General features: G+C 69.5%; 18 protein-coding genes. 4 read left to right on the top strand and 14 right to left on the bottom strand.

From position 1 onward, the window contains the following. The first annotated feature begins 124 nt into the window (after positions 1–124). Positions 125–1,141 (top strand): 2-keto-3-deoxygluconate transporter, encoded by a 1,017-nt coding sequence (gene kdgT / locus ABNQ38_RS29105; protein WP_109491005.1) that lies wholly within the window; start codon positions 125–127, stop codon positions 1,139–1,141. A gap of 54 nt (positions 1,142–1,195) precedes the next feature. Here kdgT and ABNQ38_RS29100 read toward each other — a convergent pair whose 3' ends face one another. From ABNQ38_RS29100 to ABNQ38_RS29065, 8 genes are all read right to left on the bottom strand, one after another. Then, positions 1,196–1,726, bottom strand: a complete 531-nt coding sequence (locus ABNQ38_RS29100; protein ID WP_377810802.1) for a copper chaperone PCu(A)C — start codon at positions 1,724–1,726, stop codon at positions 1,196–1,198. 185 nt (positions 1,727–1,911) lie between these two features. Continuing rightward, a complete protein-coding gene (locus ABNQ38_RS29095; protein WP_377810801.1) occupies positions 1,912–2,238 on the bottom strand; it encodes a DUF2946 family protein in 327 nt (108 codons plus the stop codon). A 229-nt stretch (positions 2,239–2,467) separates the two neighbouring features. Beyond that, positions 2,468–3,145 carry an ABC transporter ATP-binding protein gene (locus ABNQ38_RS29090; protein ID WP_377810800.1) on the bottom strand — a complete coding sequence of 226 codons (678 nt, stop codon included), beginning with the start codon at positions 3,143–3,145 and terminating at the stop codon, positions 2,468–2,470. 34 nt (positions 3,146–3,179) lie between these two features. After that, positions 3,180–3,932, bottom strand: a complete 753-nt coding sequence (locus tag ABNQ38_RS29085) for an ABC transporter permease (protein WP_377810799.1) — start codon at positions 3,930–3,932, stop codon at positions 3,180–3,182. 18 nt (positions 3,933–3,950) lie between these two features. Then, positions 3,951–4,958 carry an ABC transporter substrate-binding protein gene (locus tag ABNQ38_RS29080; protein WP_377810798.1) on the bottom strand — a complete coding sequence of 336 codons (1,008 nt, stop codon included), beginning with the start codon at positions 4,956–4,958 and terminating at the stop codon, positions 3,951–3,953. Between the two features lie 111 nt (positions 4,959–5,069). Beyond that, entirely contained in the window at positions 5,070–5,774 is a 705-nt protein-coding gene (locus ABNQ38_RS29075) for an ABC transporter ATP-binding protein (RefSeq protein WP_377810797.1), read from the bottom strand. Positions 5,775–5,822: 48 nt separating this feature from the next. Further along, positions 5,823–6,560, bottom strand: a complete 738-nt coding sequence (locus ABNQ38_RS29070; protein ID WP_109050429.1) for a sulfite exporter TauE/SafE family protein — start codon at positions 6,558–6,560, stop codon at positions 5,823–5,825. A gap of 4 nt (positions 6,561–6,564) precedes the next feature. Further along, positions 6,565–8,181 (bottom strand): acyl-CoA synthetase, encoded by a 1,617-nt coding sequence (locus ABNQ38_RS29065; RefSeq protein WP_377810796.1) that lies wholly within the window; start codon positions 8,179–8,181, stop codon positions 6,565–6,567. 180 nt (positions 8,182–8,361) lie between these two features. On the opposite strand from ABNQ38_RS29065, the gene ABNQ38_RS29060 reads away from it, so the two are divergent. Further along, positions 8,362–8,871 carry an RT0821/Lpp0805 family surface protein gene (locus ABNQ38_RS29060; RefSeq protein WP_377810795.1) on the top strand — a complete coding sequence of 170 codons (510 nt, stop codon included), beginning with the start codon at positions 8,362–8,364 and terminating at the stop codon, positions 8,869–8,871. 18 nt (positions 8,872–8,889) lie between these two features. Here ABNQ38_RS29060 and pseG read toward each other — a convergent pair whose 3' ends face one another. The 6 genes from pseG to ABNQ38_RS29030 form a co-directional block, all read right to left on the bottom strand. Next, complete coding sequence (gene pseG / locus ABNQ38_RS29055) at positions 8,890–9,972, bottom strand: UDP-2,4-diacetamido-2,4,6-trideoxy-beta-L-altropyranose hydrolase (RefSeq protein ID WP_377810794.1); 1,083 nt, start codon at positions 9,970–9,972, stop codon at positions 8,890–8,892. A gap of 158 nt (positions 9,973–10,130) precedes the next feature. Further along, positions 10,131–10,856: a nucleotidyltransferase family protein gene (locus ABNQ38_RS29050; RefSeq protein ID WP_377810793.1), complete on the bottom strand. Its 726-nt coding sequence runs from the start codon at positions 10,854–10,856 to the stop codon at positions 10,131–10,133. Between the two features lie 172 nt (positions 10,857–11,028). Then, positions 11,029–15,048 (bottom strand): tetratricopeptide repeat protein, encoded by a 4,020-nt coding sequence (locus ABNQ38_RS29045; RefSeq protein WP_377810792.1) that lies wholly within the window; start codon positions 15,046–15,048, stop codon positions 11,029–11,031. After that, entirely contained in the window at positions 15,045–17,078 is a 2,034-nt protein-coding gene (locus tag ABNQ38_RS29040; RefSeq protein WP_377810791.1) for a tetratricopeptide repeat protein, read from the bottom strand. The genes ABNQ38_RS29045 and ABNQ38_RS29040 overlap by 4 nt, the downstream gene beginning before the upstream one ends. Before the next feature lie 100 nt (positions 17,079–17,178). Then, the gene (locus tag ABNQ38_RS29035; protein WP_377810790.1) at positions 17,179–19,491 is read right to left on the bottom strand and encodes an NADP-dependent malic enzyme; all 2,313 of its coding nucleotides are present in this window, start codon (positions 19,489–19,491) and stop codon (positions 17,179–17,181) included. Between the two features lie 238 nt (positions 19,492–19,729). Then, complete coding sequence (locus ABNQ38_RS29030; protein ID WP_377810789.1) at positions 19,730–21,046, bottom strand: dicarboxylate/amino acid:cation symporter; 1,317 nt, start codon at positions 21,044–21,046, stop codon at positions 19,730–19,732. Positions 21,047–21,375: 329 nt separating this feature from the next. Between ABNQ38_RS29030 and ABNQ38_RS29025 the strand changes: the two genes are divergently transcribed. Next, positions 21,376–23,169: an ATP-binding protein gene (locus ABNQ38_RS29025; protein ID WP_377810788.1), complete on the top strand. Its 1,794-nt coding sequence runs from the start codon at positions 21,376–21,378 to the stop codon at positions 23,167–23,169. Beyond that, positions 23,166–24,536 carry a sigma-54-dependent transcriptional regulator gene (locus tag ABNQ38_RS29020; protein ID WP_377810787.1) on the top strand — a complete coding sequence of 457 codons (1,371 nt, stop codon included), beginning with the start codon at positions 23,166–23,168 and terminating at the stop codon, positions 24,534–24,536. Before ABNQ38_RS29025 ends, ABNQ38_RS29020 begins: the two co-directional genes overlap by 4 nt. The last annotated feature ends 50 nt before the right edge of the window (positions 24,537–24,586 follow it).

Below are 24,586 nucleotides of genomic sequence, written 5' to 3'. Positions count from 1 at the left end.
TGTATACTAGTATGCACAAAGCGGTGCTTCGGCGGCCGCTTCAACGAGATTGACGGCCGCTGAAACATGCCCGATGGCGAAGGGGCGCGGCGGCGACGGGATGAAATTCGCAGGAGTGTCTTCCATGAACATCAAATCCCGGATCGACCGTATCCCCGGCGGGATGATGATCGTCCCCCTGTTTCTTGGCGCCTGCCTGAACACGCTGGCTCCCAATACGGGGAAATTCTTCGGGTCCTTCACCAACGGCCTGATCACCGGCACGTTGCCGATCCTGTCGGTGTGGTTCTTCTGCATCGGCGCCAGCATCAGCTTGAAGGCCACCCCGCTGGTCCTGCGCAAGAGCGGCGTGCTGGTTTCGGTCAAGATCCTCACCGCGGCGATGGCGGGCGTCATCGCCTCCTGGTTCATCCCGGCGGAGGGCATCACCTCCGGCTTCTTCTCCGGCCTGTCGGTGCTGGCGATCATCGCGGTGATGAACGACACCAACGGCGGCATGTACATGGCGCTGATGCAGCAGTACGGCACCAAGGAGGAAGCCGGCGCCTTCTGCCTGATGTGCCTGGAATCCGGCCCCTTCATGACCATGGTCACGCTGGGCATCGCCGGTCTGGCCGCCTTCCCCTGGCAGACGATGGTCGGCGCCCTGCTGCCCTTCCTGATCGGCTTCGCGCTGGGCAACCTCGACAAGGACCTGCGGGCCTTCTTCACCCAGGGCGTCTCGGTGATGGTTCCCTTCTTCGCCTTCGCGCTGGGCAACAACCTGAACTTCTCGACCATCCTCAACACCGGCCTGCTGGGCATCGTGCTGGGGCTGGGCGTCATCGCTGTCACCGGTTTCATGCTGGTGCTGGCCGACATCCTGCTGGCGAAGGGCAACGGCACGGCCGGCATCGGCGCCGCCTCCACCGCCGGGGCTGCGGTGACGGTGCCGCCGATCATCGCTTCCATCGAGCCGACCTTCGCGCCGGTCGCTCCGTCCGCCACCGCGCTGATCGCCACCAGCGTCGTCGTTACCGCCCTGCTGACGCCGCCGCTGACCGCTTGGTGGGCGCGCCGGTTCGGCGTGCTGTCGCCCCGCTATCGGGCGGCCGAGGCGGCCAAGCTGGCCCAGCCGGTGGGGATCGCCCCGGCCGAATAACGGCGTGGATTGTAAAAGGCCGCCGGCGGGGTCCCCTGCCGGCGGCCTTTTCCGTTACTGCTTCTGGGCCGGTGCGGCGTTGTGGGTGTGGCCGGCGTCGGCAGCCCCCATGCTGTGGCCTTCGGCCGGCGCCGCGGCCTGCCCGGCCGCCTCGATCGCGATCTCGACCTCGACGGTGCCGGCCTTTTCGAAGCGCAGGGTCATCGGGATGTGGGCGCCCTTCACCAGCGGCTGCTTGAGGCCGAGCAGCATGATGTGGAGCCCGCCCGGCGCCAGTTTCACCGCCTCGCCCGCCGGGACCGGGATGCCGCCGGCGACTTCACGCATCTTCATCACGCCATTCTCGTTCAGATGGGTGTGCAGTTCGGCCTTCTCCGCCGCGGGGGTGGAGGCGCCGACCAGACGGTCTTCCGTCGTTCCGGTGTTGGTCAGCGACAGATAGGCGCCGCCATTCGGCGCGGACGGCGCGGTGGCGCGGGCCCAGGGATGGCCGATCTCGATTGCACCGGCCTTGAAGCCGTGGGCCAGGGCGGTGCTGGCACCGAACAGGACGATGGCTGCGGCGATGCCGAGAATGCGCTTCATGGACTCTTCTCCTGGGATGCGGATGTGAAGAACAGGGGATGGCCGCCACGGCGGATGACGCCGCAGGGCTCGTGGGTAAGGGGCGTGCACCGGGCACGCTGTGCTGCGGCGGTCGGAACGCGGCAATCCGCACAGGGATCGGGCGTGGCGACCGGCAGCGGCGATGATTCGAAGCGGGAGGAAAATCAGGCGAGCGGTGGGGGAGCCCGCGCCTGAAGGGTCGACAGGAACCAGCCGGCGGCGACATGCTCGGCCGGCAGCAGGCGGGTGTCGCGGTCCATGGCTAGGGCGGGGCCGACCGCCAGCAGCGGCGGCGGCAAGGCCAGCCCGGTCACCAGCGGGCAGAGCGGGCAATGGCCGGTTCCGGACGATGCCGGGTCCGGCGACTTCCCATGATCGCCGTTATGGGGGATCGCGAAATCGGCCGCAGCGGCCTGGATGGTGGTCAGGCCGCCGGAAGAGCAGATCGCCAGGGACACGGTCTCCCCGGCCTGGGCGATCCCGCTGCTCATCAGGGGCATCCACCCCCAGGCGATGACCTGCAGCAAAAGGGCAGCCATCCCGGCCACAAGGCCGAGCCGCCGCACCCGCCGCACTGTCATCCGACCGAAAGCCATCCGGCTTCGACGCCCTCTGCAAACGCCGGGCGTTCCCGGCAAGGATGCGGCCACGATAGCGCAGCGTTCGTGAACGGACGAGCGGCAAATGGACCCACAGGCCGTGCGGGGTCGGCCCGTTGTGTCAGGCCAGCAGGCGGAAGGCGGGTTCCGGCCGGGACAGCAGGTCGCGGCGCAGCGCCTCGATGGTGGCGTCGTCGCGGGCGGCGCGGGGAACGGCCACCGGCACCTCCGCCACCACCCGGCCGGGCGAAGGCGCCAGCAGGAGAAGCCGGTCGGCCAGAGCCAACGCCTCGCGCAGATTGTGGGTGACCAGCAGGACGGTGGTCGGCCGCCGGTCCAGCAAGTCCGACAGCAGTCCGCGCAGCCGCAGCGCCGTCGGCTCGTCCAGCGAGACGAACGGTTCGTCCATCAGCAGCAGGTCCGGCTCCACCACGAAGGCGCGGGCGAGCGCCACCCGCCGCGCCATGCCCAGCGACAGCTGGGTCGGGAAGCGGTCGGCGAAGGGCGACAGTTCCAGCGCCTCCAGCATGGCGTCGACCGCCGGCCCGCGCCGCTGCGCCCGCGGCAAAACCAGCGCCAGATTCTGCCGTACCGTGCGCCAGGGCAGCAGGCGCGGTTCCTGGAAGACATAGCCGATGCGGGCCGTCCCGCCATCCGGCCGCGGTCCGATCTCCACCCTGCCGTCGAAGGCGCGGTCCAGCCCGGCGACGATGCCGAGCGCCGTCGTCTTGCCGCAGCCGCTGGGACCGACCAGCGCCACGACCTCTCCCGCCGCGGCCGACAGGGTCAGGCCACGCACCGCCTCCACCGCGCCGAAGCGCTTGGAGCGGATCTTAAGCGTCAGCGGGCATCCGCCGCCATCGCTGGCAATGCCGCTCGGCCGGCTGGAGGACGCCGTATTCCAGAAGCTGGACCACGGCCACGAACGCGATGGTGTAAGCCAGGATTCCTGCGACATCGAACGTCTGGAAAAGGAGGTTGATCTGGAATCCGACACCGTCGCTGCGGCCCAGCAGTTCGACCACCAGCACGATCTTCCAGATCAGCGCCAGGCCGGACCGCGCAGCCGCGGCGATGGTGGGGGTGAGTTGCGGCAGCAGCACATGGCGAAGCCGGTCCGCGGGCGACAGGCGGTAGACGCGGGCCATGTCGACCAGCCCCTCGTCGATGGCGCGGGCACCGGCCCGCACCAGCACCACCGTGTTGGGGATCTTGTTGATGGCGACGGCGCCGATGGCCGCCGCCTCGGTCAGGCCGAACCAGACATAGGCCAGCACGATGACCACCAGCGCCGGCAGGTTCAGGAAGAAGACCAGCCAGGGGCCGAACAGCCGGTCGATGACGGGCGAGCGCCCCATCGGCAGGCCGATGCCGACGCCGATGGACATGGCGAGCGCGAAGGCCGCCAGCACGCGCAGCAGGGTGACGCCCATATGATGGAACAGCGCCCCGCTCTCCGCCTCGCGCAGAAGAGCCTCGGCCACCACCGGCGGTCCCGGCAGCAGGCGCCCGCCGACGATCATGGCCGCGGCCTGCCACAGCGCCAGCAGCAGCAGGATCGACACCACTGGCATCAGGGCAGGCATCAGGGCGCGGCGCACCGGCTACGCCCCGCCGGTCCAGAAGGTGCCGGGGGCGATGGCGGGCGCATCGCCGACCAGTTCCCGTCCGCCCAGCCTTGCCATCAGCGCGTAGAGTTTCGCCGCCCCTGCCCGCTCCTCCTCCGTCCAGCGGCGCGGGATGCCGTCGCGGTAGCGGTCGCGCAGCGTGCGGAAGGTAGCGTCGTCCTCCGCCTGCATCAGCGGGGCGAGCCGCTCCCAGGCGGTGTCGGACTGCGCCAGCAGGGTCTTCGCCTGAGCAGTGGCGGCCTGGAAGCCGGCAAGGGCGGCCGGGTTGGCGCGCGCCCACTCCTCGCGGAAGACATAGCCGATGGACGGCACCGTCGCCGGCTGGCCCAACGCCTCCAGCATGTCGGCCACGGTCATCGACACGCGCATGCCCTTCGCCTCCAGCCGGGCGGCGAATGGCCAATAGGTCAGCACGGCATCCAGGTCGCCGTCGGCGACCTTGCTGTTCAGCAGGGGCGGCGCGGCAAAGAAGGGCTGCGCATCGCGGTCGAGCGACAGCCCGTGCCGGTCGGCCGCCACCGCCTTCAGCAGAAGCCAGCTCTTGTCGAGCGGACTGCCGGCGACGCCGATGCGCTTGCCCCGCAGATCGCCGACACCGGCGATCTTGGAGGCGGCGGGAACCACCAACGCGCCGACGGCGGTCGAATAGGGGATGAAGCACAGCGCTTCCCCCTTGCTGCGCATCCGCGACACCCACAGCCAGTCGGAAACGATGATCTCAACAGCACCGGCCTGGAGAGCCACCTGGGTGGCGGGGTTGCCGGCCAGCTCGACCAGTTGCAGGTCGATCCCGGCCTGCCTGTCGAAGCCATTGGCGCGGACGGTGTCGAGTTCCCAGCTGACCGTGCCGAATTTCAGCACCCCGGCGCGGACGGCCGGACGGCTGGCGGCGGACTCGGAGGCCTCGGCGGTCCGGACCAGTGCCGACGCCAGAAGCGCGCCGGCCGCCAGCAAGGTCGTCCGTCTGCTACAGCCTGCCGCCATGGTCCCCGTCCGCTCATTCTTTGGACTGCCAGCTTACGAGGACTGTAGATGGTTCGTATATTCAACGATAGGAGGATAAGGGAGGTATCGCCGGCTGGAGGGCCGGTGGCGTCACAGCCCCAGATAGGCCTGCTTCACCGCCGGGTCGGCCAGCAGCGCCTCGCCCGTTCCCGACAGGACGACGCGGCCATTCTCCAGCACGTAAGCGGACTGGGCGATGCGCAGGGAGGCCGCGACATTCTGTTCGACCAGAATGATCGTCATGCCCTCGGCGGCCAGCGAGCGGATGATGCGGAACAGCTCCTGCACCAGGGCGGGCGACAGGCCGAGCGAGGGCTCGTCGAACATGATCAGCTCCGGCTTGCCCATCAGGCAACGGCCGATGGCCAGCATCTGCTGCTCGCCGCCTGACAGGGTGCCGGCTGCCTGATCCAGCCTTTCGCGCAGGCGCGGGAACAGGTCGAGCACGCGGTCGTAGGTCTGGCGCGCGCCGGCGCGGGCGCGCGGGATGACGGCGCCCATCTCCAGATTCTCGCGCACGCTCAGCGTCGGGAAGATCTGCCGCCCCTCCGCCACCTGACCGACGCCGAGGTCGCAGACGACATGGCTGGGCAGGCCGGCGATCTCGCGGTCCTTGAAGCGGATGCTGCCGCGCGCCGGCTTCAGGATTCCGGCGATGGCCCGGATCAGCGAGGTCTTGCCCGCCCCGTTGGCGCCGACGATGGCGGTGGCCTGCCCTGCCGGCACCTGCAGCGTGACGCCGTCGAGCGCCTGGGCGTCACCATAGTACAGGTCGAGATCGGATACGGTCAGCATGGCGGCGGGGGTCCAGACAGGCGCAAAGTTGCGCCCTCTATAGCGCGATCATTTCAGGAAGAATACCGCGCTCATCACCAGCCCGACGGCGATGATGCCGGCGCGCAGCACGGGTTTCGGAATCCGGCGGCCGAGACGGGCGCCGACATAGCCGCCGGCGACCGCCGCCACCGTCATCAGCAGCGCCTTCGGCCACTCGACCGCGCCGCCGGCGGCGTATGCCACCACGGCGATGGCTGTCAGCACCGCCGAGAACAGGTTCTTCAGCCCATTCATCGCGTTCAGGTCGGTCATGCCGAACAGGCTCAACTGCGCCAGCAGGAGGATGCCGAGCCCACCGTTGAAATAGCCGCCATAGACCGAGACGGCGAACAAAGTGCCCAGCATCGCCCCGTTGCCGTGCAGTCCCAGGCTGCGCAGGCGCTGTGCCAGCATGGTGCCGAAGGCGAACAGACCGGTCGCCAGCAGCAGCAGCCACGGCACGATGCCGCGAAACACCGAATCCGGCGTCACCAGCAGCAGCCCGGCCCCGGCCAGACCGCCGACCAGACTGACCGCCGACAGCAGCGGCAGGCTGAGCGTGCCGACCGGCGTCAGATCCTGGCGATAGCCATAGACTCCGCTGGCATAGCCGGGCAGCAGGGCGACCGTGCCGGTGGCGTTGGCGGCGACCGGCGGCACTCCGGCATAAATCAAGGCCGGCAGGGTCAGGAAACTGCCCCCACCGGCAACAGCATTCATCGCCCCGGCGAAAAATGCCGCAGCCAATAAAATCAATTCGATCATGATATTACGAGCGATTCCTCAACTCCCGGCGAATGATCTTGCCGGTGGTGGTCATGGGAAGGCTGTCCATGAATTCGATGGCGCGCGGATATTCGTGGGCCGCCAGCCGGGTCTTCACGTGCTCCTGGATGGAGGTGACCAGCGCATCGTCCGGCGTCACGCCCTCCTGCAGAACGACGAAGGCCTTGACGATTTCCGTGCGCAGCGAATCGGGCACGCCGACCACCGCCGCCATGCGGACGGCGGGGTGGCCGATCAGGCAATCCTCGATCTCGCCGGGGCCGATGCGGTAGCCGGCCGAGGTGATGACGTCGTCGTCCCGTCCGACGAAGCGGATGTAGCCGTCCTCGTCCAGTTCGCCCTGGTCGCCGGTGACCAGCCAATCGCCGATGAATTTGGCCGCGGTGGCGTCGGGGTTGTTCCAATAGCCGAGGAACATCACCGGATCCGGCCGTTGCACCGCAATCAGGCCGAGCTGCCCCGGCGCCAGGCGGTTGCCCTCGCCGTCGATCACCGCCACGTCATGGCCGGGGACCGGGCGGCCCATGATGCCGGGCTTCGGCGCCATCAGCGTGGCGGCCGAGGAGACGATCATGTTGCACTCGGTCTGGCCGTAGAACTCGTTGATCGTCACGCCGAAGGTCTCGCGCCCCCAGTCGAGCAGCCCGGCGCCCAGGGTCTCGCCGCCGCTGGCGACCGATCTCATGTCGATGGCATGGCGCGCCCGCGGGTTCTTCACGGCCCGCATCATCTTCAGCGCGGTCGGCGGCAGGAAGGCGTTGCGCACCTTGAATTCGGCCAGCAGGGCGAAGGCGGCCTCGGCGTCGAACTTCTCGAAGCGGTGGGACACCACCGTCACGCCATGGTGCCAGGCCGGCAGCAGCACGTCGAGCAGCCCGCCGATCCATGCCCAGTCGGCCGGCGTCCAGATCCGGTCGTCCGGTTGCGGGAACAGGTCGTGCGACATCTCCACGCCCGGCAGATGGCCCAGCAGCACCCGGTGCGCATGCAGTGCCCCCTTCGGCTGGCCGGTGGTGCCGGAGGTGTAGATGACCAGCGCCGGATCGTCCGGGCCGGTGTCGGCCGGGTCGAAGCTGTCGGACGCCGCATCGCACAGCCCGTGCCAGTCGAGACAGCCCGGCCCCGAGCCGTCGATGCGGTAGACGGTGCGCAGTTCCGGCAGGCGGTCGCGGATCTGGGCGATCTTGGCGGCGCCCACGGCGTCGGTGACCACGGCGCGGGCGCCGCAATTGGCCAACCGGTATTCCAGCGCCTCCACCCCGAACAGCGAGAACAGCGGCACGGCGATGCCGCCCAGCTTGTAGACCGCGACGTGGCTGATGGCGGTTTCCGGTGCCTGGGGCAGCAGGATGCCGACCCGGTCGCCGCGCGCCACGCCCTGCGCCGCCAATGCGTTGGCGAAGCGGTTGGACAGGGCGCGGATGTCGGAGAAGCGGTATTCCTCGACCCCGCCGTCGCGCCGCTTGTTGATCAGGGCGATGCGGTCGGGCTCCGCCTCCGCCCAGCGGTCGCAGACGTCGACGCCGATGTTGTAGCGGTCGGGCACGCGCCAGGCGAAGGCGCGGGACACCCCTTCCCAGCTGTCCGCGTTGGGCAGCATGTTCGTTCCCTCCCAAGGGCTTGTCGTCGATTCCTTTGTGGAACCGTTGGGTCGATCATAGGAGCAACCGAGGCACCGCGTCACGCATCGGGAATAATATGCGGGTCAGCCATGTTGATGGCGTCAGGAACGGACGGTTTCGTGCCGATCCCAACAGGACCCAACAGGACGAGAGCCACCATGAAAGCCAGCCCCTTCCTCGCCGCCGCGCTGTCCGCCAGCCTGCTCGCGGCCCCGCTTGCCGGCTGCGCCCAGCCCGGCTATGGCGATTCCTATGGCGGCGTCAGCGCCAACAAGCAGACGGCCGGCACCGTGCTGGGCGGCGTGGTCGGCGGTCTGGCAGGCTCGCGCTTCGGCGGCGGCAGCGGCAAGCTGGTGGCGGTGGGCGTCGGCACTCTGCTGGGTGCGGCGCTGGGCAATGCGGCCGGCGCCTCGCTCGACCGTGCCGACCAGACCTATGCCCAGCAGGCCGCGGTCAACGCCTACAGCGCGCCGACCGGCAGCACCGTGCGCTGGAACAACCCCGAGACCGGCAATTACGGCACCTACACCCCCGTGCGCGAGGGGACCGGGCCGCAGGGCCAGCTCTGCCGTGAATACCAGACGACCATCGTCGTCCAGGGCCGCACCCAGCAGGGCTTCGGCACCGCCTGTCAGCAGGCGGACGGCACTTGGCGGGTGGTCAGCTGACGTATCGGCGGTAGAAACTCAGGCGAGCGCCGTCCGACGCCGGGCGGTGCTGCCCGATTTGGGGGCGGGACCGGTGAGGGCGCAGGCGATGCGCACCGCCCCCTCGCCATCCAGCGGCAGTGAAGCGGCGGCATCCTGCATCCGCTGCCGCTGTTCCGCATCGGTCCAGAGAGCGAGCGCTCGCTCGGCGATAATCCCAGCCGCCTCGGCCGGGGGGCGGCCACGGGCGTCCACGGCGCTGCTCCAGCCGAGTTCCGCGGCATCGCCGCTCGCCATCGCCTGATTGTCGGCGGTGACCACCAGCAGGGTCGGCACCGCCAGGGCAGCCAACTCGCCCATGGTGCCGCCGCCGGCCGACACCGCCAGTCCGCTTTCCGCCATCAACGCGCCCATGCGCGGGCAGTCGATCTCCACGGCAATCCCATCGCCGGCAAGCCCTGCCAGCTCCGCGGCGCGGGGATTGCTGCCGCCGACGACGGCGACGATCCGGCAGCCATCGGGCCGCCGCGTCGCCAACGCCTCAAGGACCGGCCCAGTCAATCCCAGCGGGTCGGAACCGCCGAAGGTCACCAGCAGCACCTGCCGGTCGGCGATGCCGAGCCGTTGCGCCTGCGCCGCCAGCCGCACCTCCCGCCGCAGCGGGGCATAGCCGGGGCCGAGCAGCAGGACGGCGCCGGGCGCCATCGCGTCATAGGGGAGCCCGGCGGCCTGCGGTGCCGCATTGACCACGAGATCGGCGTGCAGAGGCGTGCCGTCGCCCAGATCGTCCCAGGCCAGCACCCGTGCGCCCGCCGCCTGAAGCCCGGCGCGGTAGGCCTCGCCGAAGCGGTAGCCGTCGAGCATCACCGCGCTGCCATGCTCCCGCCGCAGCAGCGAGCGGGTGGCGGCCAGATCCGCCGCCTCCCCCACCGGGCCGGCGATGGAGACATGGCGGAAGCCGTCGGAGGTCAGGCGGCGGTCGATGGCGGGCGTGGATTCCACGGCGGCGAACAGCGCTTCGTGCCCCTGGTCGCGCAGCGCCTCCGCCACGGCGAGACAGCGCATGACATGGCCGGTGCCGATGGTCGGCGAGGCGTCGGCACGGATGAGGATGACGGCCATGGCGCGGGTCCGTAAGAGACGGCGTGGCTGTCCTACCACGGCACGCGGGATCGGGGTGGCCAGCATCTTGGCCCGGCACTTTGCGCCTGTCCAGCGACAGACCGGGGGCGTGCGGGGGTAAATTGCGGCCCTCGGGACGGCGCGCCGGGAGTCCCCCCTCAGGACTCCCGGCCGGCAATGACGCTGGCGGCGGTGGCGAGGCTTTCCGGCGTGCCGATATCGAGGAAGCGGGCCTTGGCGACGTGGGCGTTCAGCGTGCCGGCCGGCAGCTTTTCCAGCACGTCGCTTTCCAGAGACACCGCACCCGACGCGACGAAGCGGTCGAGGAACGAGGCGGAGAACAGATAGACCCCGGCATTGATGGTGCCCGCCCCCGGCGCCTTGTCCAGGAAACGGCGGACGCGGCTGTCGGGGCCGATCTCCACCCGCACGAAGCGGGACGCGTCCTCCACCGTCACGCAGAGCACCGACGCCTCCGCCCCCGACAGCCGGTGCGAGGCGATGAAGGCGCGCAGGTCGGCGTCGAGGAAGGTGTCGCCGTTCACCACCAGGATGGTGCTGCTGCGCAATTCCTTGCGGACATAGCCGAGCGCGCCTGCGGTGCCGAGCGGGCGCGGTTCGATCTGGCAGACCACGTCGATGGTGCCGGCCGAATCCCCGCGGGCGAGCCAGGCCGTCACCCGGTCGGCCAGATGGCCCAGGCACAGCACCACGCGGCGCGACCCGTAGGTGGACAGATAATCGAGCAGGTGACCGAGGAAGGCGCGGCCCGCAATCGGGGCCAGTACCTTCGGCGTGTCACCCAAAACGCCCCGGATGCGCGTGCCGAGCCCGCCGGCGAGCACCGCGACGTCTATGTTGGCAAGAGCGTCCTCAGACCGCACCGACCGTCCTTTCGCTGAAGTCCCGCTGTCGTCATTCGGCTTGCCGGAGCAGCTTACGACGGAGCGGGCGCCGGGTCATCCACCCTGCGCGGGACCCGGCGGCCATAGTCGATAAAGGGCGCGCTCGGGAATCGCAATGCGGAATTGCGCCGAATCATCCACTCTCCGATGGTCACCCCGACCGGGACCGGTCGTCAGCCAGTCGGCGCAGGCACCGCGCGACGGTCGCAAGAGCGGCGTCATGGTCGCCGGACGGGCCGATCAGCGACATCGTCGGGAACCAGGGCCGCACCGTCGTTCCCAGGGCCGACCAGTCCCCGGCCCCGGCGATCCGCCAGACCGGCACGCCGAGTGCCGCGGCCAGTTCCCCCACTGCGGTCGGCGCGGATACGACCAGATCCAGGCCGGACATGAGCGCCGCCACCCCGTCCAGATCGTTGCGCTGGTCCAGATCGGGCCAGTGATGCAGGACGGTGCCGAAGCGGTGCAGGACCTCCTCCCGCTCCGCGTCGTGACCGTCATATTGCAGGCTGACGAAGGCGATGCCGGGGATGCCGAAGACTGGTGACCATTGTGCGACCCGGCTGTAGGCACCGGCCCGGTCCGCCGTCATCCGGCTGCTGCGCCAGCAGATGCCGACCCGCAAGCCGGAGCCGAGCGTCGCCAGCCTCTCGCGCCAGCCTGTCGCCAGCCCGGGGTCGGCGGCGAGCAGCGGGCTGGTTGCGCGGAACCGCCGCAAGTCCGGCCGCAGCCGTGCCGCGACGCTGCCCAGCGGCGCGTGGCAATCGGCATCCCGCGGAGCCGCGCTGGGCGCCCGGACCTCTGCCGCCGGCAGGGCGCGGGCGAAGAGCCCGGCAAGGCGCGGGTCGCATTCGACGATGACCGTCCCGGCCTGACCGAGCAGATCGGGCAGCACCGTACCGAACAGAATCTCGTCGCCCAACCCCTGCTCCCCCCACACCAGGATGCGGCGGCCGGCCAGCGGTTCGCCCTGCCATTCGGGGATGTCGAGGCGGCGGGACACCGCGTCGCCGGTGGCGAAGCGGTGGGCGTAGTCGGCCCAGCCGCCGCCGAGATCGCCGTCGGCCAGCCGCAGCAGGGCCCGGTTCATCCGCGCCTCGGCCCGGCCGGGGGCCAGCCTCAGTGTGCGGTCGACCAACAGGGCGGCGAGCCGGCGTTCCCCCCGCATCAGCAGCGTGTGGCCGTGATTGACCAGCACATCCGGCAGGTCGGGGGCGAGCGCCATCGCGTGGCGGTGGGCGTGCAGCGCGTCGTCCCAGCGCCCGAGCCCGGCCAACGCCATGCCCAGATTCGACCAGCCCTTGGGCGATGCCGGGACGAGGTGCAGCGACCGGCGGGACTGGCGGGCAGCCTCGGCGAAGCGCCCCAGTCCTTTCGCAGCCGCGCCGGCCGTGGTCAGCACCCCGGCAAGGGCCGGCGCCAGGACCGCCGCACGGGTGCAGGCGTTTGCCGCCTCGGCGAAGCGGCGGGCGGCGAGCAGCGCTGCGGCGAGGTTGCCCCAGCCCTCCGCCTGCGTCGGGCGCAGCCGGACGGTGCGGCGGTGCAGCGTGGCGGCCTCGGGCGCGGCGGCATCGGCCTGGAGCGCCACGCCGAGATTGCCCAGCGCTTCGGCGAAGGCCGGGTTCAGCGCCACCGCAAGTCGGTGCCAGTGGATGGCTTCCTTGGCCCGGCCGAGCCGGAGCAGGGTCAGGCCGCCGTTGGCCCAGGCGGCCGGCTGGGTCGGAACCAAGGCGACGGCCTGCCGGTGCAGCGTTTCGGCCTTCGCAAACCGGCCTTGCTGGTGCAGAGCGACCGCCTGTGCCGCCAGCCTCTCGCCATCCGGGATAATCCCCCTCTCCAAGCCCTCTGCCTGGGGGGGAAAGGGCATCCGTTGGGGGGAGAGGGAGCCTAGCGCACGCGCCATGTCGGCCATCGTCGCCGACAGCGGCTCGCCGGGGCGGGGCTGGAACAGCCGCATCGACGGATACCAGGGGCGCACGCCGGCTCCCAGCTGTGTCCAGTCGCGGGTGCCGAAGCGCCAGACCGGGGTGCCCAGCGCGCCGGCCAGTTCGCCGATCGACATGGCGGGCGAGATGACGAGGTCCAGACCGGCGATCAGGGCGGCGACGCCGTCGAAATCGTCCTTGCGGTCGAGATCGTCCCAGCGGTGCAGGTGGATGCCGAAGCGCCTCTCGGCCTGCCGGACCTCCTCCTCCACCTCGCCATACTGCAACAAAACCCATTGGATGCCGGGCAGAGCGAACAGCGGCGCCCAGCTGTCCAGCGGCAGATAGGCGGCGCTGCGTTCGGTGGTCATCATCTGGCTGCGCCAGCCGATGCCGATGCGCAGGCCCGGACCGAGGGTCGCCAGCCGCTCGCGCCACCGCTCCACCAGCCCGGCATCGGGAACCAGCCAGGATGGCCGCGCCGGAAAATCAGCCAGCCGGCGGCGGAGGACGCGGGGCAAGGACCCCATCGGCACGTGGCGGTCATAATCCGGGATCGCCATCGCCTCCCGCCCCTGCCCGTCCATCGCCTCCGCCCGCACCCTCAGGGTGGGGAAGGAGCGGGCGAACAGCGGCACCAGACGGCGGTCGATCTCCAGAATGGTGGAGACCGCCCGTCCGGCCAGCTCCGGGCAGAGGGCGGAGAACAGGATGGTGTCGCCCACCCCCTGCTCTCCCCAGATCATCAGGCGGCGGCCGGTCAAATCCTCGCCACGCCAGGCCGGGGTACGGGGCTGGCGCCCCTGTCCGACCTGACCCGATCCGAAACGCCAGGCATAGCCGGGCCAGCCGCGGTCGAGATCGCCGGCCTCCAGCCGCAGCAGGCCCTTGTTGAAGTGGGACAGCGACAGGTCAGGCCGCAGGGTCAGCGCCCGGTCGTAGCAGCGCTCCGCCTCCCCACTGTAGCCCAGCCGCTGGCGGGCCAGCCCGAGATTGCTCCAGGCCTCGCCATAGACAGGGTCGAGCGCCAGGGCGCTGCGGTAGCAGTCGGCGGCACCGGCATAGTCGTGCCGGCCCTGGCGCAGATGGCCCAGATTGTTGCGGGCCGGCGCCTCCAGCGGAGCAAGACGGATGGCGCGGCACTGCGACCCTTCGGCCTCGGCGAAACGCTCGGCGCTGCGCAGGGCGTTGCCGAGGTTCGTGTGGGTTTCCGCCAATGCAGGGTCGAGCGCCACGGCGACGTGCCACGCCCTCCAGGCGTCGGCGGTGCGGCCGGCGGCGTGGCGGGCGTTGCCCAGATTGTTCCAGGCGCCGGCGAAATCGGGCCGGTGGTGGACCGCCTGCCGGTGCAGGGCCTCCGCCTCGGCTGGGCGGCCCTGGGCGATGCGGACGTTGCCGAGATTGTCCAGCGCGTCGGCATGGTCGGGCTGAATGGCGGTGGCCGCGTCGAAGCAGGTCGCGGCGTCATCCAGCTGACCAAGAGCTTTAAGACACAGACCCAAGCCATTGAGACAGAATGGATCACGTGGGTCGAGCCTCAGGGCATCGGCGTAGCGTTCCGCTGCGTCCTCCATCCGCCCGGCGGCGTGGAGGGCGGCCGCCAGAGCGGACAGGGCCGAGGCATCGCTGGCCCTTCCGCCCAATGCCGAGGCCATCCGCAAGGCCTCGACAGCCTCGTCCAACCGGCCGAGCTGGCGCAGGCTGACGGCCCGGTTGGTCCAGGGACGGGGATCTCCCGGAAGCAGATCCGCAGCGCGGGTGTGGGACGCCAACGCGTCGTCCGCTCTCCCGAGCCCTTGCAGGGCAGCGCCGAGATTGAGGTGCGCATCGGCCAGTTCGGGCGACAGCCGTGCCGCCTCCGCATAGTGGTCCGCCGCCTCCGCCAAGCGGCCTTGCGCCGCCAGCACAAGGCCGAGATTGAAATGGGCACCGACATGGCTGGGATCGCGCTCCAGCGCCCGGCGCTGCGCTGCCTCGGCTTCTGCGAGCCTGTCCAGACGTTGCAGAACGATACCGAGATTGGCGTGATAGTCCGCCACTCCGGAAGCCAGATCGACGGCTTTGGCAATCAGCTCAACAGCTTGAAGGTTGTCGTTCCGTTGGTGGTTGAGAACGCCGAGCAGATGAAGGGCGTCGGCATGGAGCGGCTCGGCTTGCAGCACCCGTCGATACAGAGATTCCGCAGCGTCCAGTGCTCCATGCTGGTGATGGCGCAACGCCTCGGCAAACCAATCGGCAGCGTTCACAGATCACCTGCGGAAAGCCTGGTAAACAACTGAACTGCCTTTCGTATGGCGTCTTTGACGCTATCACCGGCATCGGGCTGGATGCAGCGTATTGAGGGAAACCATGGGCGAACCGCAGTGCCGAGCTGGGTCCAGTCGCGGCGGCCCAGACGCCAAACCGGAGTGCCGAGCGCCGCTGCCATCTCCCCGGCGGACGAGGCCACCGTGACCACAAGGTCGAGGTTCGCCATCAGGGCGGCAGTGCCCTCCAGATCGGCGATCTGGTCGAGGTCGGGCCAGCGGTGGACGCACACGCCCAGACGCTCTTCGATGGCCGCGATCTCCGCTTCCCGCCCGTCATATTGCAGGCTGACGGCATGCAGGCCGGGCAGGCGCAGCAGGGGCGCCCAGTCCGTCAGCTCCGTATAGGAATGACGACGTTCGGTGGTGAGGCGCTGGCTGGTCCAGGCGATGCCGATTTTCAGGCCGGGCCCGAGTGCATCCAGACGCGACCGCCACGCCGCGACCCGCATTGGGTCGGGCTGCAGCCAGCCGGCAGGCGGCGGAGTCAGGGGAGCGGTCGGCCAGAGCAGGCGTGGCAAGGAGCCGAAGCCCAGATGGCAGTCGGCATCGGCCGGTCTTCGCGTCGGCCCCCGCACGGTGGTGCCGGGGAAGGAGCGCTGGAACAGCGGGACCAGCCGCGGCTCGCATTCGACGATGGCGCCGGGAAAGCGGACCAGGGCCTCCGGCAGCAGCGCGCCGAACATCAGCTCGTCGCCCAGCCCCTGTTCAGCCCACAGCAGCAGGCGGCGTCCCGCGAGGTCGCCACCGTCCCATTCCGGGATGTTGAGAGGGTGCTTCGGTTTCAGGCGGCCGGACTCGAAGCGGACGGCGTAGTCTTCCCATCCTTCCGCCAGCCGGCCCTGCCGCAGCCGCAGGAGGGATCGGTTGAAGCGGGCAAGCGCCTGCGCCGGTTCGGCATCGAGGGCAAGGGTGAACTCCCGCTCGGCAGCGGCTTCGTCGCCGAGATCCTGAAGGGCGAGCGCCAGATTGGTGTGGGCGGCGGCATAGCCCGGACGCAGATCCAGCGCCCGGCGTTGCAGGTCGGCGGACTCCACGATCCGTCCTTGCTGGCGACGGACGGTGCCGAGATTGGTCATCGCCTCCGCCATCGTCGGGGCGAGCCGCAGGGCGCGGGTGAAGGCCTCGCCGGCCGGGGCGATCCGGTCGGCAACCTGAAGGGCAAGCCCGTGGGCGTTCCAACCCTCGCCATCCGCCGGCTCCAGCATCAGATGGCGACGGTGGGCCGGCAGTGCATCGGCACCGCGGCGTTGCAGCGATCCGGCCAGAGCGAGTGCGGCCGGCGCGTGATCCGGCTGGCGGGCCAGCACGGCACGCAACGCCGTTTCCCCTTCCTCGCTCCGCCCCAGGTCGAGCAGGGCGAGGCCGAGGGCGGCGTGCGCCTCCAGCAGGGACGGGTTGGCCGCCACTGCATGGCGCAGCAGCGGTTCAGCCTCCGCCGAGCGGCCGAGGCTACGCAGCACGGTGCCGAGGTTGCCTTCCGCTTCAGCATAATCGGGACGGGCGCGCAGGGCAGCACGGTAGGCGTCGGCGGCTTCCTCCGCCTTGCCCTGGGTGTTCAACGCGTTGCCCAGCGTATTGGCTGCTTCCGGGAACGGACGGCGCAGGCGCAGGGCGTTGCGGGCGGCGCGTTCCGCCTCGGCGGAGCGGCCTAGCGCCTGGAGGGCGTAGGCGAGGTTGGCGTGGTAATCGGGAACGTCGCGTCTGGCCGCCACCGCCTGCCCGATCAGGTCGGCGGCATCGGTGAAGCGGCCGGTCTGGCAGGCGATCATGCCCAGCAGGTGCAGGGCGTCCGGCTGGCGCGGCTGGGCGGCGAGCGCCTGACGGTAGAGCGCATCCGCCTCGGCCAACCGACCGGACTGGTGCAGCGGCACGGCCTGCGCGACCAGCGCCGCGGCGGTGGCGGCAGCGGCGTTGCCGGAATTGCGCTGGCCCGTATTGCGCTGCCCAGAATTGCGCTGGTTGTTCATGCCCCGTGCCGTTCCTGTTGGCTACGGGTAAGGGATAGCACGATTCCGTTGCGGTGGAATGGGGGCGCGGCAACGACCGCGCCCCCTGCCCTCCCTTGATTTACGCGCCCACGCCGACCGGCGGCGTCGGAGCGGCGCTGACCGGGTCGGCGAGCTGGGCATCGACCACGGCGACGGCGGTCATGTTGACCAGGCCGCGGGTGGTGACCGACGGGGTGACGATGTGGACCGGCCGCTGGACGCCCAGCAGGATCGGGCCGACATTCTGCGCCTCGCCCAGGATCTTCATCATGTTGAAGGCGATGTTGGCGGCGTCCAGGGTCGGCATGACCAGCAGGTTCGCCTCCCCCTTCAGGCGGCTGTCGGGCAGCACTTCCTTGCGGATGGCCGGAGCCAGGGCGGCGTCGGCATGCATCTCGCCGTCGATCTCGACATCCGGCATCTGCTCGGACGCCAGCTCCACCGCCGCGCGCATCTTGCGGGCGGACGGGGTGTCGGCGCTGCCGAAGTTGGAGTGGGAGAGCAGGGCCACCTTCGGCTCGATGCCGAAGCGCTTCACCTCGTCCGCCGCCAGCCGGGCGATCTCTGCCACCTGCTCGGCGGTCGGGTCGGGGTTGACGTAGGTGTCGGTGATGAAGTGGACGCCCTTCTGTGAGATCAGCGCGTTCATCGTCGCGGCGACCTTCACGCCGTCGCGCAGGCCGATCAGGCCACAGATGTGCGCCCAATGCTCGTTGAAGCGGCCGGTGGTGCCGCAGACCAGCGCATCGGCCTCGCCGCGGCGGACCATCAGGGCGCCGAAGACGGTCGGCTGGGTGCGGACCACATTGGCGGCATGGCTGGGCGAGACGCCGCGGCGGCCCATCAGCTTGCGGTAATGTTCGGTGAAGTTGTGATAGCGCGGGTCGCGGATGATCTCGATGACCTCCACGTCCTGGCCGATCTTCAGGCGCAGGCCCATCTCGGCAATGACACGCTCGATCACCTCGCGACGGCCGATCAGCACCGGGTGCGCGAGGCCGTCGTCGACCACCACCTGGGCACAGCGGATCACGCGCGGGTCCTCGCCCTCGGCATAGACGACGCGCTTGGGCGCGGTCTTGGCCTTGGTGATGACCGGCTTCATGAACAGACCGGAGCGGATGACGTACTGGTTCAGCTGGTCCTGATAGGCGCGGAAATCGGCGATCGGCCGGGTGGCGACGCCTGAATCCATGGCGGCCTTGGCGACGGCCGAGGAGACCTCGACGATCAGCCGCGGGTCGAAGGGCTTGGGCAGGATGTAGTCCGGGCCGAAGCGCAGCGATTCACCGACATAGGCCGCCGCCACAACGTCCGACGGCTCGGCGCGGGCGAGGTTGGCCATGGCGTGGGTCGCCGCGATCTTCATCTCCTCGTTCACCGTGGTGGCGCCGACGTCCAGCGCACCGCGGAAGATGAAGGGGAAGCACAGGACGTTGTTGACCTGATTGGGGAAGTCGGAGCGGCCGGTGGCGATGATGGCGTCCGGACGGGCCTCGCGGGCCAGATCCGGCATGATCTCCGGCTCCGGGTTGGCGAGCGCCAGGATCAGCGGCTTGTCGGCCATGCGGGCCAGCAGATCCGGCTTCAGCACCTTCGCACCCGACAGGCCGAGGAAGATGTCGGCGCCATCGATAACGTCGGACAGCGTGCGCGCCTCGGTGTCGTGCGCGTAGGCGTCCTTGTACTCGTTCATCTCCTCGTTGCGGCCCTTGTGGACCACGCCGATGCGGTCGACCAGCCAGACATTCTCGCGGCGGACACCCAGCGACAGCATCAGGTCCAGGCAGGCGATGCCGGCGGCCCCGCCGCCGGTGGAGACGACCTTGACCTTCGAGATGTCCTTGCCGACCAGCGCCAGCCCGTTCAGCACGGCCGCACCCACCACGATGGCGGTGCCGTGCTGGTCGTCGTGGAACACCGGGATCTTCATGCGCTCGCGGCAGCGGCGCTCGATCTCGAAGCAGGCCGGGGCGGCGATGTCTTCCAGGTTGATGGCGCCGAAGGTCGGCTCCAGCCGGACGATGGTGTCGACCAGACCATCGACGTCCAGCTCGTTCAGCTCGATGTCGAAGCAGTCGATGCCGGCGAACTTCTTGAAGAGGACGGCCTTGCCTTCCATCACCGGCTTGGCGGCCATCGGCCCGATGTTGCCCAGCCCCAGCACGGCGGTGCCGTTGGTGACGACGGCGACCAGATTGGCGCGCGCCGTCAGCTCCGCCGCCTTCGACGGATCCTCGGCAATGGCGGTGCAGGCGTAGGCCACGCCCGGCGAATAGGCCAGTGCAAGATCGCGCTGGTTGGCCATGGGCTTGGTCGCGACGACTGCCAGCTTACCGGGCCGCGGGTTGCGGTGATACTCAAGCGCCATCGCCTCAAAATCGCCGGACATCGGGTCTCTTCCTCCGGTTAACGAGATTTCAGTTAATTCTTTGGGTTCACTTCACCTGGATGGCGGTTATAGCCCATTCGGACTGATGCGCCAACCACCCGGAATACAGAAGGGGACGATTCGAACCAAATCGAAGCGTCCCCCTGATCTTACAGGAACCTTTACCGGGCCGGATGGATCATCTTTGGAATTTCCAAAACCGGCCCGCGCATGCTTGCCGCGCGTCTTGTGCAGGTGCTCACAGACGGGCCAGAGCCGGCTCCTTGAAGTGCTGCTGGTATTCGGCGACCGCCTTGCTCTCGTCGAACTCGCCTTCCATCTTGGCGACGACGACGGTGGCGACACCGTTGCCGATCAGGTTGGTCAGCGCACGGGCTTCCGACATGAAGCGGTCGACGCCCAGCAGCAGCGCCAGACCTTCGATCGGCAGGACGCCGGTGGCCGACAGGGTGGCGGCCAGCGTCACGAAGCCGCCGCCGGTGACCGCCGCCGCGCCCTTGGAGGTCAGCATCAGGATGACCAGGATGTAGAGCTGCTGCCAGATCGTCAGGTCGACGTTGAAGGCCTGGGCGATGAAGATCGCGGCCATCGACAGGTAGATCGAGGTGCCGTCCAGGTTGAAGGAGTAGCCGGTCGGGATGACGAGGCCGACGACATGCTTGGAGCAGCCGAACTTCTGCATCTTCTCCATCATCCGCGGCAGCACGGATTCGGAAGACGAGGTGCCGAGAACGATCAGCAGTTCCTGGCGGATGTAGCGGACGAAGTTCCAGATGCTGAAGCCGTAGGCCTTGGCGATGCTGCCCAGCACGACGAAGATGAAGATCGCCATGGTGAGGTAGACCGACGCCATCAGCTGGCCGAGAGCGGTCAGCGACGAGATGCCGTACTTGCCGATGGTGAAGGACATGGCGCCGAAGGCACCGACCGGGGCGACGCGCATCAGGATGCCGATCACGCCGAACAGCGCATGGCTGATCTTGTCGAAGATGTCCTCGACGGCCTTGCCCTTCTGGCCCATGGCGGACAGCGCGACGCCGAACACCACCGCGAAGAACAGGATCTGCAGCATGTCGCCCTGGACGAAGGCGCCGACGACGTTGTCCGGCACGATGCCGACGACGAAGTCCATGAAGCCGTGTTCCTTGGCGGAGGTGGCGTATTTCTGCACCGCGTCGGCCTTCAACTGGCCGGGGACGATGTTCATGCCGGCGCCGGGGCGGACGAGGTTGACGACGATCAGGCCGATGCCGAGGGCGAAGGTGGTCACCACCTCGAAATACAGCAGCGCCTTGCCGCCGACCTTGCCGACCTTCTTCAGGTTGCCGATGGAGGAGATGCCGGTCACCACCGTCAGGAAGACGATCGGGCCGATGACCATCTTGACCATCTTGATGAACAGGTCACCCAGCGGCTTCATCTCCACCGCGATGGACGGGTAGAAGTGCCCCAGCAGGATGCCGATGCTGATGGCGGTCAGAACCTGGAAGGTCAGGTTGGTGTAGAAGGGCTTCTTCACCGTGCCCTGCCGGACGGCGGTCGCGTCTGCGCTCATGCTGCTCTCCTCGTGGCGTTCCTCAGAACGGCGTTCCTGGCGGGGTGCCCGTTCTTTCGTCCGGCATTCGGCGCCGGCTGGGCGGGCGGCCCCCAACTGATTGCCTATGAAAGCAAGCGGTGGGCCAATTGCTGAATCCAGCAACATCAAGCATTTGGCGAAATGGCGAGGGCGAAAATCCGCACGACACGGGGTCCGGCGATGTGCGAAAATCCACACACTTCACAGCGCTGCGGCATCATTGTTGCGGCGCAGCATGACCAGGGGCGGCGTTGCTTATCCATCCGGGCGAACAGGCGACAGATTCAACCACCCCTCCCGCCCCGGGCGTGACGCTCTCGCCGGCGGCGCAGCTGGTGGCGCGGGCGCTGGAACGGCCGCGCCGGCTGCTGCTGGCCGCTCTGCTGCTGGGCGTGCCGGTGGCGGCCGGGCTTGCGGCGGGCTGGGCCTCGTCGCTGGCGCAGGAGGATCTGCGGGAGAGCGCCCGGGCGCAGCTGGCGCTCTACAACGCCAACCTGCGGGCGGAGCTGGAGCGGCATGCCGCCGTACCGCTCGCCCTGGCGCAGGATGCGGAGGTGCGCGCCCTGCTGGCCAACCCGACGCCGGATGCCGTCGACCGGCTGAACCGCAAGCTCCAGGACATCGCCCGCGCGCTGGATGCGCTGGCGCTTTACGTGATGGACGTCAAGGGAACGACGGTGGCGGCCAGCAACTGGAACAGCCCGGCCAGCTTCGTGGGTGAGAATTTCTCCTACCGGCCCTATTTCCGCATGGCGATGGACCAGGGCGAAGGGCACCATTTCGCGCTGGGCACCACGTCCCTGGTGCCGGGCTTCTACACCGCGAACCGGGTGGTGGCGGAAAACCGCACAGTGGGGGCGGTGGTGCTGAAGCTGGGCTTCGACCGGCTTGAATCGGCCTGGACGCCGGGCCAGGAGAGGCTGCTGGTCACCGACCGCGACGGGGTGGTCTTCATCACCAACGTGCCGTCCTGGCGCTATCACGCCCTGCCCCGCCGCCTGCCGATCAGCCTGCCGATCATCCCCGAAGGCACCAGCGAAGGGCTGGACGTGCTGCCCTGGGCCTTCGGCGGCGCGTCCGACCGCATCGCCCTGGAGGAGAAGGACGGGCAGAAGCGCTATCTGCTGACCTCCGTCGCCATGCCCGGCGGCGACTGGACCCTGCACAGCCTGACCAGCCTTGATCCGGTGACCGCCCATGCCTGGGTCGCCGGGTTGCTGGCCGCGGCGGCGGTGGCGATGGCGGCGCTCGCCGCCTATGCCGTGGCGCTGCGCCGGGTGGCCCTGGTGGAGCGGATCGCCCTGCAGGAGGAGTCGCGGGCGGAGCTGGAGCGCCGGGTCGCCGCCGCCACCGCCGACCTGCGTGCGGCGGAGAACGAGTTGACCCAGGCGGCCAAGCTGGCGGCGCTGGGCCAGATGTCGGCCGGTATCGCCCATGAGATCAACCAGCCGCTGGCCGCCATGCGCAGCTTCGCCGACAACGCGGTGGTGCTGCTGGAACGCGGGCGGCTGGACTCGGTGCGCGACAATCTGGCGGAGATCGCCGAGCTGACCGACCGCATGGCCGCCATCACCCGCCAGCTGAAGGGCTTCGCCCGCCGCGCCTCCGGCACGCTGGGGCCGGTGTCGGTGCAGGGCGCGGTGACCCAGGCGCTGGCCCTGCTGGAGGCCAAGCTGCGGCGCGAAGACATCACCGTCGAGGCCGATCTGCCCGACCAGCCGGTCCGGGTGATGGCGGAGGATGTGCGGCTCCAGCAGGTGCTGGTCAATCTGATCGGCAACGCCGCCGACGCCATGCGCGGCTGTCCGGTGCGCCGCCTGCGCATCGGGCTGGTCGCGGCCGAGGGTGAAGCCCTGCTGAGCGTCGCCGACACCGGCAGCGGCATCGCCGAGGCCGACCTGCCCCGCCTGTTCGTCCCCTTCTTCACCACCAAGGAAGCCGGCGAGGGGCTGGGGCTCGGCCTGTCAATCAGCCATGGCATCGTCGAGGATTTCGGCGGCAGCCTGACCGCCGCCAACCGCAACGGGAAGCCCGGCCATGGCGCCGTCTTCACCCTGCGTCTCACCACCACGGAGCCGTACGCCAAGGAGCAGAATCAATGAGCCGGTCCATTCCCGAGGTCGCCGGCCCAGAGGCCGCCGGCAGCGTGATCTTCGTCGATGACGAGCGCGCGGTGCGGCTGGCCGGACAGCAGGCGCTGGAACTGGCGGGGTTCGAGGTGACGGCCTGCGACGGGGCGGAGCGGGCCTTGCGCCATGTCGGCCGCGACTGGCCGGGCTGCCTCGTCACCGACGTGCGCATGCCTCAGATGGATGGGCTGGCCCTGCTGGCACGGGTTCAGGAGATCGATCCCGACCTGCCGGTCATCCTGATCACCGGCCATGGCGACGTGCCGATGGCGGTGGAGGCGATGCGCAACGGCGCCTACGATTTCCTGGAGAAGCCCTTCCCGTCCGACCGGCTGACCGAGGTGGCGCGGCGGGCGGTGGAGAAGCGCCGGCTGGTGATGGAGAATCGCCGGCTGCGGGCGCAGATCGCAGGGGGCATCGATCCGGCGGAGAGCATCGTCGGCCGCACGCCGGGCATCGAGCGGCTGCGCACCACCATCGCCGCCGTCGCCGACACCGATGCCGACGTTCTGGTGTTCGGCGAGACCGGCACCGGCAAGGAAATGGTCGCCCGCGCGCTGCACGCCGCCAGCGGCCGGCGCAAGAACCCCTTCGTCGCGCTGAATTGCGGCGCCATGCCGGAATCGATCTTCGAAAGCGAGCTGTTCGGGCATGAGGCCGGCGCCTTCACCGGCGCCGCCAAGCGCCGGGTCGGCCGGATCGAGCATGCCGGCGGCGGCACCCTGTTCCTGGACGAGATCGAGAGCATGCCGCTGGCCTTGCAGGTCAAGCTGCTGCGGGTGATCCAGGAACGGGTGGTCGAACCGCTGGGCTCGAACGAGCAGGTGCCGGTCGACCTGCGGGTGGTTGCCGCCACCAAATCCGACCTGCGGCAGGCGGCGGATGCCGGGAAGTTCCGGGCCGACCTCTATTACCGGCTGAATGTGGTGGTGCTGACCATCCCGCCGCTGCGCGAGCGGCGCGACGATATCCCGCTGCTGTTCCAGCATTTCGTCGCCCAGGCCGCCGCACGCTACAACCGCGAGCCGCGGGTGCCCAGCCGTGACCAGATCCAGCGCCTGACGGGGCAGGACTGGCCGGGCAATGTCCGCGAGCTGCGCAACGCGGCCGACCGCTTCGTTCTGGGGCTGGAGGATGTGGCGCCGGCGCCGGTCACCGCACCCTCCGTCCTGTCGCTGGCCGAGCAGGTCGATCTGTACGAGAAGGGGTTGATCCAGGCCGAACTCGCCCGCCACCGCGGCAGCGTGAAGGCCGCCATCGAGGCGCTGAACATCCCGCGCAAGACCTTCTACGACAAGCTCAAGCGCTATGGGCTGAGCCGTGACGACTTCCTCGACTGAGGGTATGCGACATTTTACACCCCGTTCGGCGAACGGAATGGTCATTGTCG

It is taken from the genome of Azospirillum sp. A29 (assembly GCF_042604625.1).
Taxonomy (GTDB): domain Bacteria; phylum Pseudomonadota; class Alphaproteobacteria; order Azospirillales; family Azospirillaceae; genus Azospirillum; species Azospirillum palustre.
The sequence above is the reverse complement of the archived record's forward strand: the minus strand, read 5'-3'. Positions and strand labels throughout refer to the sequence as shown.